Origin of the sequence: Ruegeria sp. HKCCD4884, from assembly GCF_013110855.1 — a bacterium.
Taxonomy (GTDB): Bacteria; Pseudomonadota; Alphaproteobacteria; order Rhodobacterales; family Rhodobacteraceae; genus Ruegeria.
The window spans coordinates 150292-165201 of record NZ_WVRJ01000001.1; the positions used below are offsets into that span (position 1 = coordinate 150292).

General features: G+C 55.8%; 14 protein-coding genes. 5 read left to right on the plus strand and 9 right to left on the minus strand.

Annotation, left to right across the window (positions count from 1 at the left end; translation table 11 throughout):
* Nucleotide 1: 1 nt before the first annotated feature.
* From GS636_RS00690 to guaA, 7 genes are all read right to left on the minus strand, one after another.
* The gene (locus tag GS636_RS00690; protein WP_171668110.1) at nucleotides 2-955 is read right to left on the minus strand and encodes an alpha/beta fold hydrolase; all 954 of its coding nucleotides are present in this window, start codon (nucleotides 953-955) and stop codon (nucleotides 2-4) included.
* Nucleotides 945-1862: a homoserine O-succinyltransferase gene (gene metA, locus GS636_RS00695; protein ID WP_171668111.1), complete on the minus strand. Its 918-nt coding sequence runs from the start codon at nucleotides 1860-1862 to the stop codon at nucleotides 945-947. The genes GS636_RS00690 and metA overlap by 11 nt, the downstream gene beginning before the upstream one ends.
* Before the next feature lie 36 nt (nucleotides 1863-1898).
* On the minus strand, nucleotides 1899-2771 hold the full coding sequence (locus tag GS636_RS00700; protein ID WP_171668112.1) for an ATPase: 873 nt from the start codon (nucleotides 2769-2771) through the stop codon (nucleotides 1899-1901).
* A gap of 48 nt (nucleotides 2772-2819) precedes the next feature.
* Entirely contained in the window at nucleotides 2820-3716 is an 897-nt protein-coding gene (locus tag GS636_RS00705; protein ID WP_171668113.1) for a DMT family transporter, read from the minus strand.
* 100 nt (nucleotides 3717-3816) lie between these two features.
* Nucleotides 3817-4980, minus strand: a complete 1164-nt coding sequence (locus GS636_RS00710) for an OmpP1/FadL family transporter (protein WP_171668114.1) — start codon at nucleotides 4978-4980, stop codon at nucleotides 3817-3819.
* A 127-nt stretch (nucleotides 4981-5107) separates the two neighbouring features.
* Nucleotides 5108-6013 carry a DMT family transporter gene (locus tag GS636_RS00715; RefSeq protein ID WP_171668115.1) on the minus strand — a complete coding sequence of 302 codons (906 nt, stop codon included), beginning with the start codon at nucleotides 6011-6013 and terminating at the stop codon, nucleotides 5108-5110.
* A gap of 208 nt (nucleotides 6014-6221) precedes the next feature.
* Entirely contained in the window at nucleotides 6222-7781 is a 1560-nt protein-coding gene (gene guaA, locus GS636_RS00720) for a glutamine-hydrolyzing GMP synthase (RefSeq protein WP_171668116.1), read from the minus strand.
* Nucleotides 7782-7940: 159 nt separating this feature from the next.
* On the opposite strand from guaA, the gene GS636_RS00725 reads away from it, so the two are divergent.
* Both GS636_RS00725 and GS636_RS00730 read left to right on the plus strand, forming a co-directional pair.
* Nucleotides 7941-8636, plus strand: a complete 696-nt coding sequence (locus GS636_RS00725) for an MgtC/SapB family protein (RefSeq protein ID WP_171089683.1) — start codon at nucleotides 7941-7943, stop codon at nucleotides 8634-8636.
* 137 nt (nucleotides 8637-8773) lie between these two features.
* Nucleotides 8774-10318 (plus strand): trimethylamine methyltransferase family protein, encoded by a 1545-nt coding sequence (locus tag GS636_RS00730; protein WP_171668117.1) that lies wholly within the window; start codon nucleotides 8774-8776, stop codon nucleotides 10316-10318.
* Here the strand turns inward: GS636_RS00730 and GS636_RS00735 are convergent, their stop codons facing one another.
* Nucleotides 10319-10618, minus strand: coding sequence for a DUF6477 family protein (locus tag GS636_RS00735; RefSeq protein WP_171668118.1), 300 nt, complete (start codon nucleotides 10616-10618; stop codon nucleotides 10319-10321).
* A gap of 240 nt (nucleotides 10619-10858) precedes the next feature.
* On the opposite strand from GS636_RS00735, the gene GS636_RS00740 reads away from it, so the two are divergent.
* A complete protein-coding gene (locus GS636_RS00740) occupies nucleotides 10859-11941 on the plus strand; it encodes a DUF6456 domain-containing protein (protein WP_171668308.1) in 1083 nt (360 codons plus the stop codon).
* A 61-nt stretch (nucleotides 11942-12002) separates the two neighbouring features.
* On the opposite strand, the gene GS636_RS00745 is transcribed toward GS636_RS00740, so the two are convergent.
* Nucleotides 12003-12551 (minus strand): peroxiredoxin, encoded by a 549-nt coding sequence (locus GS636_RS00745; protein ID WP_171668119.1) that lies wholly within the window; start codon nucleotides 12549-12551, stop codon nucleotides 12003-12005.
* A gap of 261 nt (nucleotides 12552-12812) precedes the next feature.
* On the opposite strand from GS636_RS00745, the gene lipA reads away from it, so the two are divergent.
* Nucleotides 12813-13763 (plus strand): lipoyl synthase, encoded by a 951-nt coding sequence (lipA, locus tag GS636_RS00750; protein WP_171089690.1) that lies wholly within the window; start codon nucleotides 12813-12815, stop codon nucleotides 13761-13763.
* A complete protein-coding gene (locus GS636_RS00755) occupies nucleotides 13760-14902 on the plus strand; it encodes an amidohydrolase (RefSeq protein WP_171668120.1) in 1143 nt (380 codons plus the stop codon). Before lipA ends, GS636_RS00755 begins: the two co-directional genes overlap by 4 nt.
* Nucleotides 14903-14910: the final 8 nt, after the last annotated feature.

The following is a 14910-nucleotide window of genomic DNA, read 5'->3' on the forward strand; positions in this document are numbered from 1 at the left end:
ATTAACGCAAACCCGCACGCTGGGCCGCACGATCTATGGCGGCGGCGACCTCGTGGGCGGCGACCACCTGCGGCATGTGGCCGATGCCAGGCAAGTCGATCAACTCGGCCCCTGGGATTTGGTCGATCAGGCGTTCGGAATGCCATTCAAGACCAACCGTGTCGTCAGCGGTTCCGTGAATGATTTCCGTTGGCACGGAAATTTCGCCATATCTGGGCTGCAGACGGGTAATCTCATCCAGCAGATTGGCGCGTTGCTTGGCATTTGCGTGCATTGATCCACGCCGGATCGTGAGGCCGGGGCCGAAGTGCTCTGCGTACCCCTCAGGCGCGGTCTGTGGCGCAAATACTTTGTCCAACGCTTGCGTCACGTACCATTCAGGCACGAAAGAGCTGATCAGGGGCAGGACCAGAGCATTACCTGCGGTGGTTGATGCCAGCCGGTTAAAGCCATCCAAGGGCGTTTCCCACGGGATGGCCGCAGGCGCGATCAGAACCAGGGCCGAGATGTTTTCAGGACGCGTTACTGCCCACGCAAGCGAGACCGATCCGCCATAGCTTTGGCCTGCAACGATGGGTTTTTCGGCCCCCAGCTGCGCTGCCGCCCGTTGCAGGATATCTGCCTGCTCGATGATGGTTTCGCCGTCGGGGTTGAAGCTTTCTGAATACCCCAAGCCGGGGCGGTCGAACACGATAACCCGAAAGTTCTGTGCCAGAATGGGGGCCAGCGCGAAGGTCATATCGCGCGTGTTCCCGCTAGAGCCATGGATCAGAACCACGTCCGGGCCTTCGCCCATCACAACGGCGTGTACGGCGACGCCATCAACATCAAGAACCTGACCTTCGGGTGGAAAGGCCGCTTCTGCCATCGCCTCATTCCTGGCGCTGCGCCAAGCGGTCAGCACGGTCAGGCCCAGTACGATGAGGCCAAGGAGTATGAACGCTTTACTTGCCAATTTTGCTCATATCGAAAGGCGTGGACTGGTAGATTTCGTTGATCCAGTTGCCATAGAGCAGGTGCGCATGGCTGCGCCACCGGTTTTGTGGCGTTTGTGATGGATCATCATCCGGGTAATAGTTGACCGGCACGTTGATCGGCGTGTCGTTGGCAACGTCCCGGTCATATTCCTGCTTCAGCGTATCGCTGTCATATTCGAAATGGTTGAAGATATAGAGCGCACGGTGATCGGGATCCTCGACCAGGCAAGGCCCAACATCGTCGCTGCCCAATAGAGTGTTCAAACCGGGGGCGCTGTCGATTTCACCCTGTTTCATCTCAGTCCAGCGGCTGACAGGGATCACGCAGTCGTCTGAGAACCCGCGTAAAAACGGCGAGGCCGGGTTCAGGTTCCGGTGACGGAAACAGCCAAACGCCTTGGCGTCCAGCATGTGTTTACGCACGCCGTGGAAATGGTTAATCATCGCCATTCCGCCCCAGCAGACACCAAAGGTCGAATGAACATTGGTCTGCGTCCACTCGAAGACTTCGCTGATCTCGTCCCAATAAGTAACGTCACCAAATTCCAGATGCTCGATTGGCGCGCCCGTGATGATCAGGCCGTCGAATTTCTCGTCCTTGACCTCCTGAAATGGGTGGTAGAACTCAGACATATGTTCGGCCGCAGTATTTTTGGTGCGGTGTTCGGTCATGCGGATCAGGGACAGGTCGATCTGCAAAGGGGTTGCACCAATCAGGCGCGCGAACTGGTTTTCCGTCTGGATTTTCTTGGGCATCAGATTCAGCAATCCAATGCGCAACGGGCGGATATCCTGACGCATGGCCTGATCTTCGTCCATAACCATGACGCCCTCTTTGGTCAGGACGTCAAAAGCGGGAAGATCAGATGGGATTTTGATGGGCATGTGTCAGACTTCGAAGAGAGTAAGGAAAACTGCTAGTTAGGCGTTCTTGGGTTCGGTCTCAAGGGTGCGTTCGATCAACTCATCGAAATCACCGGCGTCGCGGATCTTGCCGATATCATCGGCTGCAATCGTCACACCCCAGTTCTTGGCCATCGCCTCATAGCGCGGTTGGCGGTGCGCCAGAGCCTGCGCATAGGTCCAGCGAACGAAATCGTCAGGGTCCACATCAGATTCGGCACACCCTTTTTGATCCAGATACTCGGCCCATGTGCGGGTCAGGAAATCTGCCTGATAAGACATTGGTTTCGGTGCTTTATCGAACCTGCGCACCAATTCGGCTGTATGACCTTCATCCCCCTGCAACCAGATCATCAGGGTTTGGCGCGACAGTTCTGACAAGATCTGATCTTTGGGATCCTCGGGGTCGACCCATTCACAGATCGAACCACCCGTATCACAGATAAAGTGCGGGTATTGATACAAACGCTCGGCGCGGTCGATAAAATATTCGGTATCCAAAAGGGCGTGGATCTCGGCCAGACGAAACTGCTCCTGCCGGCGGCGGTACTCTGGCATTTCCAACCCGCCAAGCGCCGGATTGCCCGGTTTGCCAAGATAGGCGGCAACAGGGGTCAGGTTTTCAAACGAGATATTCGAGCCGATATAGATCGAGTCCGACAACAGCAGGTCGCGCAGGAACGGAACCTTCATAGCTTCGGCCTTGGCGTTGTCGGTGATGTATTCACCCATGTAACGCGTGCCGATCCGGTAATCGATCGAGTAGTGGAACCAGTTCCCCGAATCCCTGAGGATGTTTGAGACATACGTTTTGCCCAGGCCGGACATGCCAAAGAACAGCACTTTCTTACGACGTGCGGTGCGCCAGTCTTCGGCTGAGGAGTAGATCATTATGCGCTGTCCCTTTTTTGCCTTTGCTAAATCGGGCAACGGGCGGCGTCAATCACGACGGCCAGAGCGATTGAGAACCAAAAGACCTGCGGCAAGAATAGCAAAGCCAAAATAGGCATTGGGCGACAAGGCTTCGCCACGCAGTAACGCCCCCAATACGATGGCGACTGGGGGAATCACCAGCGTCACCAACATTAGGTTGCCGCTGCCGGCCATGGCCAGAACACGGTAGTACAAAAGGTACGCCCCGGCAGTTGCAAAAATTGCGTAATAGCCAATGGCCGCCCAGGTGATTGCTGGCAGCGCAAGACTTGGCAAACCATCCGTTATCAGGGTTAGCGGCAGCACCAAGATGGTCGATCCGGTCAACATGCCTGCTGCGGCAACGATTGGGGGAAGATCGGTCAGCGCATATCGGGCCCATGCGGCTGCGAAAGCGTATGATACTGTTCCAGCCAGAACAGCAAGCTGGGCTGTGCTTTGCAGGCTGAACGCTGTGAAGTTTTGTACGCCAATTGCAATCGTGACGCCGACGAAGCCCAGACAAACGCCAATCAGTCGGGATTTTGTCAGCCGTTCATCGCGAAAAAACATAGCTGCAACCAGCACCCCAAACACGGCGGTCGAGGCGTTCAGGATCGCGGTCAGGCCGGTGTCGATGTAAAGCTGCCCCCAGGCCATCAGGCTGAAAGGGATCACGTTGTTAAGAAGACCCATGACCAGAAAGGCAGCCCAAACCCTTGGAGCACGCGGAAATTCGTGCCCCTGAGCCCAGACCACCAGCCAAAGCACCAGCATAGCCCAGAACGTGCGATGAAGCACGGACGTCATGACCGGAATGGTGTCCAGCGCGATCCTGATCGAGACAAAGGACGCGCCCCAGATGATGCCAAGTAGCAAAAGCTCGGCCCACGCGCGGGGCGAAAGGTGTTTTTGTGTATTCATGGCGTCACTGTCTCATTCGGAAGGTGAAACTGCGACCCGGTTCTTGCGAAAAAGCCCCGCTGAAACAGCGGGGCTTTGACATGTTCTGAGATTGTGACGATCAGTTCAGAGCGTAGGTGATCTGGAACCCAACACTCCAGGCGCTGTTGCCCGTGAATGTTGCACGCGCACCGGGGCCAGCGCCGTCTGCTGTTGCGTCGCCAATATCCGTATAGCGAATGCCGCCAGAAATCTGTGCATTTTCAAGCGAGTAGGTGCCACCTACGCCGATGCTCCAGAAACCGTCGGTCGGGCCGAGGTTTGAAACCGGGGTACCTTGAGACGACTCGTAGCCAAGAGTCACAGCGCCGGAGAACTCATCCGAGAACTGGTAGCCCAATCCCAGTGAGTAGGTGAAGGTGGCATCGTCATAGTCAACAAGGTTGCTGGTCGGTGGGTAGTTTGGCGGGTTGTAGACCAGCTGTGGCCAGTCGACCCAACGTACCGATCCGAACAGCAAGGTTTTCGGGGCAACACCCGTCTGGAAGTCCAGATTGATGGACTGGGGTGTTTCAATTTCGCTGTTAGTGTTGAACGTCGCAACCGTTCCCGGTGGAATTGGGGGAATCGGCGGTGGGTTCAGAGATTCGGTCTGCGAAAGATCGTGGCTGATTTTCGAGTTGTAGGTCAGAGACACACGGGCCGCGATCTCAGGCTTTTCCCAGGCTACACCGATAACGTATCCAAATGCTGTGTCGGCGTTTGTGTCTACGTTGTAACCCGCAGCAAGCGGTACGGTGACTGATGCTTCAACGCGCTGCGCGCGAATACCGCCGATTGCGCTAAAGCCTCCGTCGAACTTGTAGCGCAGCAATGCAGTGATCGCGTCGGTGTCCGCTGTCGCCCTCAGGACGTCAGACCGACCGCCTGGAATTGGGTTTATCGACAGCGGATAGCTGGCTGCATACTGGATGTCGGCACCAAACGGCTGGTCATACATGATTGCAAAATCGAGTTTTTCGGTCAGGGCTGCCTTGTAGCCCAGGTGCGGCGTGAAGAAATCATTTGCCACTTCGCCAGAGTCCTGAGGCTGGCCGATATTTGGACCCGCCAACGCGGGCATAGTGCCGGTCACACTCGGATCAGTGTAGCCAAGACGGAATTGAACAACTGAACCTTCTTCGAAAATCAAATTGATCCCCTGACCGCTTCGGTCAAGGCCACCTGCATGGGCAGTTGCTGCCCCAACGCACAGCGCGCAGGTTGTAAGTAGCGTTTTTTTCATTCTGTCCTCCCTATGGGTCTCCTGCGGGTTATGTTGGCGACTGTTGTGAGTGAAATGATCGCCTGCCCGTTTTATTCCGCACGATACTTTCTTTTTGGTTACTTTAAGGTCAACTGGTGACGGAGCGTTACTTGGTGCGACTCATGTTTGGAGTTGTTGCCAAATTGCTACGATTTTCGGACCAGATGTTTAAGAAGATGCCAGAGAAAATGACCGCAGCGCCGATCATGACCCAATGGTCGATGGGCTCGTGATACAGGATCATCCCGACCACTGCGATCGTGGGAAGACGGGCAAAATCGAAGGGAACCACGACAGTGGCCGGGGCAATGGCCAGGGCATTGGTGATGCAGAAATGCGCCAGCAATCCGGCCAAACCAACAAGAACCAGAAACGGAGCGGTGTTTGCGTTCGGCAGTGAAATCTGACCATCGAATCCGGCCGCTGCGGCACCCAGTACAGCCTGCATAGCCGTCAGCCAGAAAACGATGCATCCAATACTTGCAAACCGGGTGAGTTTCTTGGTGGTAATTGTTGTAAACGCGAAGAAAACAGCAGAAAGAGCCGCGGTAACAAGACCTGGGCTTAGCGGGGAAGAACCGGGGCGAGTGACAATCAGTACGCCTGCAAACCCAATAAGCGCTGCGACTATCTTAAGTGGGGTCAGACGTTCCTTCAGGAACAAAGGGGATAACAGTATGACCCAGAGTGGTTGCGTGAACTCAAGGGCAAAGACTTGTGCCAACGGCGCAACTGCTACGGCGTAGAACCAAAGGTTCTGTCCGGTGAAATGCAGTGTGTTTCGTGTCGCGTGCAGCCCCAGGCGTTTCGTTGAAACCTGCGCCCAGTTCTGGGTGATTGTCAGGACAAGCGCCACAACAAGAAACCCGACGATGCTGCGATACATCATGATCTCGAACGTGTCGTGGGTGAGGCTTAACTCTCGTCCGGCAACGGCCATGGATGAAAACGAGGCGATGGCACCCGTCATCCATAGAGCAGCCTTAAAGACGTGACTTTGCCCGTGGCTCATTACTAACGCACCCAGAATTAGTCGCGTGGCCAAACATGCGATGGAGTGCAAAGCCAGGCATTAGAAAAGACAGTTAAATGTGTCTAGCAAATCAAACGCCGAAGAAGGAGTGGATGCAAGAATGTTTCAGTGTATTTCTGTGGAAGCGCGTTGAACGCACACAACATTCCGCGCGTTCAACCTTTTATCTCAGTGCGGCGTTCGCCTATCATTCCCACTCAATCGTACCCGGCGGTTTTGAGGTAATATCATAGGTGCAGCGGTTGATGCCCTTAACCTCGTTGATGATCCGCGTCGCGGTTTCACCAAGGAACTCGTGGCTGAAGGGATAATAATCTGCGGTCATACCATCAACGGAAGTGACAGCCCGCAGCGCGCAGGCATAGTCGTAGGTACGGCCATCGCCCATGACGCCCACGGTGCGCACGGGCAAGATGGCGACAAACGCCTGCCAGATTTCATCATACAAGCCATGCTTGCGAATCTGGTCGATGTAGACGGCATCGGCTTCGCGCAGGATGTCCAGCTTTTCGCGGGTGATTTCACCGGGGCAGCGAATGGCCAGACCCGGTCCGGGGAAGGGGTGGCGGCCGATGAAACTCTGCGGAAGGCCGAGTTCTCGGCCCAGTGCGCGGACTTCGTCCTTGAACAGCTCACGAAGCGGTTCGACCAGCTTCAGCCCCATCTTCTCGGGCAGGCCACCCACATTGTGGTGCGACTTGATCGTCACTGACGGACCGCCCGAGAAGGACACCGACTCGATCACGTCAGGATAAAGCGTGCCTTGAGCCAGGAACTCGGCCCCTTCGATGGTGTCGGCATGTTTCTGGAACACGTCGATGAACAGCTTGCCGATGATTTTACGCTTAGTCTCCGGGTCGCTTTGACCTTCGAGCTCGCCCAAGAACAGCTCGGATTCGTCCGCATGGATCAACTGAATGTTGTAATTGTCGCGGAACATGCCCACGACCTCTTCGGCTTCGTTCTTTCGCAGTAGACCGTGATCGACAAAGACACAGGTCAGCTGGTCTCCGATTGCCTCGTGAATCAGAATCGCAGCAACCGAGCTGTCGACACCACCGGACAAACCACAGATTACCTTTTTGTCGCCGACCTGCTCGCGAATCTTGCGGATCATCTCTTCGCGATAGGCGCCCATGGTCCAGTCGCCCTTGAAGCCCGCCAGTTTGACGAAGTTTTCGTATAGCTTCGCGCCCTTGGGAGTGTGATGCACTTCGGGGTGGAACTGCACTGCATAGAAGTGGCGCGCAGGGTCCGCCGTGATCGCGTAAGGCGCGTTGGGCGAGGTGCCAAAGACCTCAAAGCCGGGTGCGATTTCACTGACGTGGTCGCCGTGGCTCATCCAGACCTGCTCATCCCCATCAGCGAACCAGCCGTCAAGAATATCCAACTTGTTTTCAGGGGTGACAAAGGCCCGACCGAACTCGGCAGTGCCGTGACCACTTTCCACCTTGCCGCCCAGTTGATGCATCATCACTTGTTGGCCGTAGCAGATGCCAAGAATTGGAACGCCGTAATCGAATATCTCTTGCGGAGCACGGGGCGAACCCTCGCGCGTCACGCTGTCAGGGCCACCCGAGAAAATCACGGCACGGGGGGACATTTCCCGCACAAAATCCATCGTGACATTCTGGTAAGGGTGGATTTCACAATAAACATTCAGCTCACGCAGGCGGCGGGCAATAAGCTGCGTTACCTGGCTACCGAAGTCGATGATCAGAAGGCGGTCGTGGGATGTCTGGGTCATGTCTGCGCCTTAGGGCAAGCCCGGTGATTTCGCAAGGGCGACGTCCAATTCCTTTGGATTTTCAGGCCTCGACAAAAACCCAATTGTAAAAGTTTTGTAACAAAAATATGACAATCTGAAAGGATCCAAGTCTGGATTCGTCTGGATAAGGATTATGAATTGCCGATTTCCATAGAAATTGCCGCGCTGAATCTGGCGCTTGCGTTGTTTTGCGGGGCGCTAATCGGGTCCGAACGGCAAGTCCGGCAGAGAATGGCCGGTTTGCGGACAAATGCGCTTGTGGCCCTGAGCGCCGCGGCCTTTGTTGTGTTCTCTGCTCTTTTTCCGGACGAGGTCAGCCCAACCCGCGTGGCGGCACAGGTCGTGTCTGGCATTGGCTTTTTAGGGGCCGGAATCATTTTCCGCCACGGATTCACGATCCATGGGCTGAATACGGCGGCAACCTTGTGGTGTTCGGCCGCTGTTGGAATGATGGCGGGGACGGGGGCTTGGCTATTCGCCTTGATGATGACTGGCTTCGTCATTTTTGTGAACCTTGGCCTTAGGCCCCTTGTCAAATGGCTCAAACGGACAACCCGCGCCGGCGTTCCGCTGACGCAGGAATTCAAGATTCTTTTGCAATGCAAGGAAGAGACGCAGGCCGATGCGCGCGTCGCGGTTCTCAAGGCGCTGGCCCAAAATGACATTCGCATCGTTGGGTTTGAGAAAGGGGACAGTGCTGACGGTTCGCAGACCATAGCGGTTCTTGTTTCGATGGAGGATCACCCCGAAGAGCTTCAACACAAGGTGGTTGCGCCGCTGATGTTGGAGCCGAGTATCGAAAGCATTGAGTGGGATAGTGTTTCAGAGGCCTGATTAACTTTGAGGAGGTGTTTGCTGCTCGGCAGGGTGCCAATGTCGCTTTTCCCCCCAGAGCGCCGCAATCCCGATGCCCGAGTTCTGGTAAACCTGTATCACAAGCTCCAATCTAACCAACCAGACGGGATTTTCTCATGGCAGAGGCAAACACCCGACGCAGGGCAAGAGGTGGCGGTGGCGCCGCCCGCCGTGCCGAGCGTACCGCGGTCCGTATCGAGACCGCGAAATACATTGAACGGAACATTCCGAATTTCGAGATCCTCAATGAAGAGGCGCTTGAAATCATCGAGAACAACGCGGAAACCGTGTTGGCAGAAATCGGCGTTAACTTCGTCGATAACCCCGCCGCGCTTGAACGCTGGCGCGATGCTGGTGCAGATATCGACGGCGAGCGTGTTCGCATCCCACGCGGTCTTGCGCGCGAGCTGATCAAAACCGCCCCCAGCGAGTTCACGCAGCACGCCCGCAACCCCGAGAAATCGGTGGTCATCGGTGGCCGTAATATGGTTCTGGCACCTGTTTACGGCCCTCCTTTCGTGCGTGATGCGCAAGGCGGCCGTCGCTATGCGACCATGGACGATTTCAACAAGTTCGTGAAACTGGCCTATATGTCCAAGTGGTTGCACCATTCGGGCGGCACGGTGTGCGAACCAACCGACATTCCGGTGAACAAACGCCACCTGGACATGCTGAAGGCGCATATGACCTTGTCAGACAAGCCTTTCATGGGTTCGGTGACAGATCCCAGCCGGGCGCAGGACTCGGTCGAGATGTGCGAGATCCTGTTCGGTAAGGAGTTCGTACAGGAAAATACAGTGATGACGTCGCTGACCAACATCAACTCCCCAATGACGTTTGACGATGTGATGATGGGCGCGCTGGAGGTTTATGCGCGCAACAACCAGGCTTGCATCATCTCGCCCTTTATCGTGGGCGGCGCGATGGCTCCGGTTTCGGTTGCAGGCACCCTGACGCAGGTTTTGGCCGAAGTTTTGGCTGGTGTGGCCTATAGCCAGATCATCCGCCCCGGCGCGCCAGCGATCTTTGGTGCATTCGTGACCTCGATCGACATGAATTCGGGCGCACCCACCTTTGGCACGCCTGAAGCAGCACACATTACGTATGGTGCGGGTCAGTTGGCACGGCGCTTGAACCTGCCTTACCGGTCTGCAGGGTCCTTCTGTGGTTCAAAATTGCCAGACGCGCAGGCGGCTTACGAGACAGCAAACTCGTTGAACATGGGCCTGTTGTCCGGCGTGAACTTCATGCTGCATTCCTGTGGCTGGCTTGAGGGTGGCCTTGTTGCCGATTTCGAAAAGTTCGTCATGGATGCAGACCAGTTGGGTATTCTGCATTCATTGGCCAAGGGTGTCACGTACGATGACAACGCGCAGGCCATGGACGCAATTCGCGAAGTGGGGCCGGGCGGTCACTATCTTGGTTGTGCGCACACGCAGGCAAACTTCAAGGAATCCTTCTGGAAGTCTGACTTGCTGGACTACAAGCCCTACGAAACCTGGCAGGAAGAGGGTGCACGTGACACGCGCGCATTGGCGTCCGCGCGGGTCGAGCATTTGCTGGCAAACTACCAGCAACCGCAGATGGATCCGGATACCGCCGCAGCGCTGGAAGCCTATATCGCCGAGAAAAAGGCTTCCATGCCGGATGCGTTCACCTGATCACTGAAAAGCTGAGGCGCGGTTGGCTTGATACAACTGCGCCTCACCCAACGGCGCGATAAGCAGATCCAGATGCCGCACCAGGGAATAGGCCGCATCTTCTTCTTTGCGCTGTTCGTTTACTTCTTTCTCCATCTCCATCAATCGCAGTAGGGCCTGTCCGGATCCGGGTAGCGACCCGTATCCCAGAATGCGCTGCAAGTGCCTGTCCCGATTGTAATCTCTGGCCCCGAACTTGGCCGTCCGCGCCAGCATACGAGGGCGGCGAAGGGTTGCGATCATCGTCATCAGGTCCTGCATATTTTGTCCCTTTACCTTAAGATTTCCGGGATCCCTTGTTGCACAATCTAAGCGGGTGTTACCTTTGCATCAGTCTCGCCGAACGATGGTTTCACGACTGTTTATCTTTTTGAATCAAATCTGGTTTGTGCCTCGTACGGTTAACGAACGAGTAACGAATGGACCTCTAGTTAGAATTGGTTAACCCGCATTCCGAGGGCGAAAAGTAGCAGTTTGTTTTGTCGATGAGGGCAAATAATGATGGAAAACAACATGGCTTTCACCATTCCGGCATGGGTTCCAGAGGGGGCGCAAAGATACCTTGCCCATACCGAAACCGGCCGCTCGATCCGCGAAATAGCGCGGTCAGCTGGATGCCATGCGTCAACCATCCTAAGGCAAATTCGACGTATCGAAATGCGTCGCGATGATCCTCTGGTTGATGCGGCACTGCAATCGCTTGCTGAAACGCACTTTTCTGTTTCCGGCACGGGTAACAGATCATTTGCCTCTCAGGATGAGGCTGCTGAAGAGCAAGAGTTTGAGCGCGAAGCTTTGCGTATTCTGCGTCGCCTGAGCGAAACCGGATCCGTGCTTGCGGTGGCCGAGGAGATGGACAAGGCCGTTGTTGTCCGCGACACAGGTGACAGCGCTGCAACCAGAACTGCAGTGGTCGATTGCAAGATTGCACAGGCCTTGGCGCTCAAAGGCTGGATTTCCTGCGACAATCCCGCGCGTATCTCGCGGTGTCGGATCTCGTCAGCGGGACGAACGGCATTGAGCCGTTTGATCGCTCAGGCCAAAAACCAAGCCCGGGCCGGGACAGAGCCTGGCTTTGCCGAAGCGCAAAGTGGGTTTCACGCAAAGCCGTCAGGTGGGCTTGCTCAAAGCATTAGTCGTATTCGATATAGCGCCACGGAAAGTCCATTGACCGCTTTGGCACGGTGCCGCGATCGGGACGGAAAACCATTTCTGGATGAAACACTCGTGAAGGCCGGAGAGCGTTTGCGCGAAGACTTCGAACTGGCGCAAATTGGTCCGCAGGTTTCACAGAACTGGGATCATTTCCTGACCGCGGATGGTCGCGGCACCTACGACAGTGATGCGCATGGCGGCAGGGGGTTTTCCGATGCTAGGGATAGAGTTGCGCGCGCACTGTCAGATCTGGGTCCGGGTCTGAGCGATGTTGCGCTGCGCTGTTGCTGTTATCTCGAAGGGCTGGAACTGGCGGAAAAACGCATGGGGTGGTCGGCCCGGTCCGGCAAGATTGTCCTACGCATTGCTTTGCAGAGGCTCAAACAGCATTACAAGGATCAGGCTGAACGTGACCGCATGATCGGTTGAGTGTCACCAGAGACAAAAAGGCCCGCGCAAAGCGGGCCTTTTTCATGCCTTAAGCCAGTGATCAGGCCAATTCCGGTTCCGCCGCTGCCTGAAGATGCGTCATCAGATTTTCCGGCGAAGACACGCCATAGGGATCTTCGGGGCAGTTATCCATCAGGCCGGGCTCTTCGAACCAAGCTTCGACCACGCCATCATTGACGATGGCGGCATAGCGCCACGAACGCATGCCGAAACCCAGATTGTCTTTGTCAACCAGCATACCCATCTTGCGCGTGAACTCTGCCGAACCGTCAGGGATGACTTTGACATTTTTCAAGCTTTGATCCTGCGCCCACTTGTTCATCACAAAGCTGTCGTTGACGGACATGCAGTAAATCTCGTCGATCCCTTGGGTGGTAAAATCGGCAAAGCCTTTCTCGAAACCCGGCAGTTGGTAGGTCGAGCAGGTCGGCGTGAACGCACCGGGCAGCGAGAACAGGATCACACGCTTGCCAGCGAAGTAATCGGCGGTTGTCTTGTCTTCCCAACGGAACGGGTTTGGGCCTTCAACAGCCTCGTCCCGGACACGTGTGTGGAAGGTCACGTCGGGCAGTTTCGCTCCGGTTTTCATGCTCAAGCTCCTGTGAGTCAGATGTGATCTGAGCGGGACTTAAAACAGTTCCAAAACACCTTCAATCGAAGAAGTTCTGCGCCTATGAAGTTTTTTTCTTGCCTTTGCGCTTTGAAAACAAAAGGTAAAAATATAGTTTAGCCTTAAATCATTTTGCTTGCGGAAAATACGCGCATAGCGGCTATGCGTCGCTGGTGTAACAATGGCGACTTGTTTATGTTATAGGTACACAAAGTTGACCCAAAGTCAGGATAACAGCCCGTGCGAGATCTCAAGATCCCAGAACAACGCCATCCGGAAAAAGCGCATCGCCCGGATAACGCGCAACCCAAAAAGCCGAACTGGATCAGGGTCAAGGCACCGGGTGGCAAGGGCTATGCGGACACCCGCAAGATCATGCGTGACAACAATCTGGTAACGGTTTGTGAAGAAGCGGGTTGCCCCAATGTTGGCGAATGCTGGAGCCAGGGTCATGCCACAATGATGATCATGGGTGAGATCTGTACGCGCGGCTGTACCTTTTGCAACATCGCCACCGGGCGACCTGACGAGTTGGATGCGTTTGAACCGGGTCGCGTGGCACATGCGGTTGAAAAGCTGGGCCTGAACCACGTTGTTATTACGTCGGTGGACCGCGACGACCTGAATGATGGTGGAGCAGAGCATTTCGCGCAGACCATTCGCGCAGTGCGCCACCGTTCCCCGAAGACCACGATCGAGATTCTGACACCTGACTTCCTGAAATGTGAGCCTGAGGTGTTGGAGGTTGTGGTTCAGGCGAAACCCGATGTGTTCAACCACAATCTGGAAACCGTGCCTGGTTTATACCCTGAGGTCCGTCCCGGCGCGCGGTATTTTCACTCGCTGCGTTTGCTGCAACGTGTGAAAGAACTGGACCCGTCGATTTTCACCAAATCCGGCATCATGGTTGGATTGGGCGAAGACGAGCAGCAAGTGCGTCAGGTCATGGATGACATGCGAGCCGCGGATATCGACTTTTTGACCATTGGTCAGTACCTGCAACCGACCCCAAAGCACCATGGTGTGGATCGCTTCGTCACGCCGGAAGAATTCGCCTCTTACGAAAAGGCGGCCTATGGAAAAGGCTTCCTGATGGTGTCGGCAACACCATTGACCCGTTCGTCTTACCACGCGGGTGACGATTTCGCCCGTCTGAGGACCGCGCGTCAAGAAAAGCTGCAGCAAGCGTGACCCCGGATCTTGTCGCACGGCTGACCCGCCTGCGCCGCGAATTGCACCAGAACCCGGAACTTTCGGGGCAGGAAGTGCAAACTGCGGCGCGCGTCGCTGATTTGTTGTGCGAAGCCGGAGCAGATCGCGTTCTGACCGGCATCGGAGGACATGGGGTTGCCGGTGTTTTTGAAAGCGGACTGCCGGGTCCAACTCTGGCCATTCGGTGCGAGTTGGATGGCCTTCCGATCCAGGAAGTGGCTGATCTGCCTTATGTCTCGCAAACAGATGGCAAAGGGCATCTCTGCGGCCATGACGGCCACATGACAATGGTTCTGGGTGTCGCTGACGCCTTGGGTCACAAACGTCCAAATTCCGGTCGCGTCGTTTTGATTTTCCAACCCGCCGAAGAGACAGGGCATGGCGCGGTCGCGTTCCGGGCAGATCCCCAATTTGCCGGGATTTCTCCGGATATCGTATTGTCCTTGCACAACTTGCCGGGGTTGGAGCTTGGAGCGGTCGAACTCTGCACCGGTCCGGCAAACTGTGCCTCGCGCGGTATGCAGGTTGTGCTGACGGGTAAGACCTCGCACGCGGCTGCGCCTCAAGATGGCGTGTCACCAGCGGGTGCCTTGGCCAAACTAATGCCAGCCTTGGCTGATTTGGGGGCGGGTGGCGACTTGAACGACGACTACGCCTTAACCACCGTCACGCACGCCAATCTGGGCGAGCGCACTGTGGGTGTTGCCCCCGGACGAGCTGAATTGTGGGTGACGCTGCGCACAGTCTCGGACCAACGGATGACGCGCCTGATCGACGAAGCTGAAGCGATGGTCCGCAAGACGGCGCAGGACGAGGGACTTTCGGTGGAGATCTCTTACGATGAGGTCTTCGAAGCTTGCGTCAATCACCCGGAAACAGTCTCAATTCTGAAGCGATCCTGTGTTGATCAGGGAATTGAATGCCGTTTGGTCGATCAGCCACAGCGATTTTCCGAGGATTTTGGGCAGTTTGGCAAAAGCGCAAAAGCCGCGATGTTCTGGTTGGGGTCGGGGCGGGATCACCCTCAACTGCACAATCCGGACTATGATTTCCCAGATGAGTTGATACCTTTGGGCGCTGGAATTTTCACCTCATCCATTCGGCAGATTTTGGGATAAGACTCAGC

Bases quoted from the DNA above. Each gene is read 5' to 3' on its own strand.
- metA (WP_171668111.1), bottom strand. From the start codon at position 1,862: ATGCCCATCAAAATCCCATCTGATCTTCCCGCTTTTGACGTCCTGACC.
- GS636_RS00700 (WP_171668112.1), bottom strand. From the start codon at position 2,771: ATGATCTACTCCTCAGCCGAAGACTGGCGCACCGCACGTCGTAAGAAA.
- GS636_RS00705 (WP_171668113.1), bottom strand. From the start codon at position 3,716: ATGAATACACAAAAACACCTTTCGCCCCGCGCGTGGGCCGAGCTTTTG.
- GS636_RS00710 (WP_171668114.1), bottom strand. From the start codon at position 4,980: ATGAAAAAAACGCTACTTACAACCTGCGCGCTGTGCGTTGGGGCAGCA.
- GS636_RS00715 (WP_171668115.1), bottom strand. From the start codon at position 6,013: ATGAGCCACGGGCAAAGTCACGTCTTTAAGGCTGCTCTATGGATGACG.
- guaA (WP_171668116.1), bottom strand. From the start codon at position 7,781: ATGACCCAGACATCCCACGACCGCCTTCTGATCATCGACTTCGGTAGC.
- GS636_RS00730 (WP_171668117.1), top strand. From the start codon at position 8,774: ATGGCAGAGGCAAACACCCGACGCAGGGCAAGAGGTGGCGGTGGCGCC.
- GS636_RS00735 (WP_171668118.1), bottom strand. From the start codon at position 10,618: ATGCAGGACCTGATGACGATGATCGCAACCCTTCGCCGCCCTCGTATG.
- GS636_RS00740 (WP_171668308.1), top strand. From the start codon at position 10,859: ATGGAAAACAACATGGCTTTCACCATTCCGGCATGGGTTCCAGAGGGG.
- GS636_RS00745 (WP_171668119.1), bottom strand. From the start codon at position 12,551: ATGAAAACCGGAGCGAAACTGCCCGACGTGACCTTCCACACACGTGTC.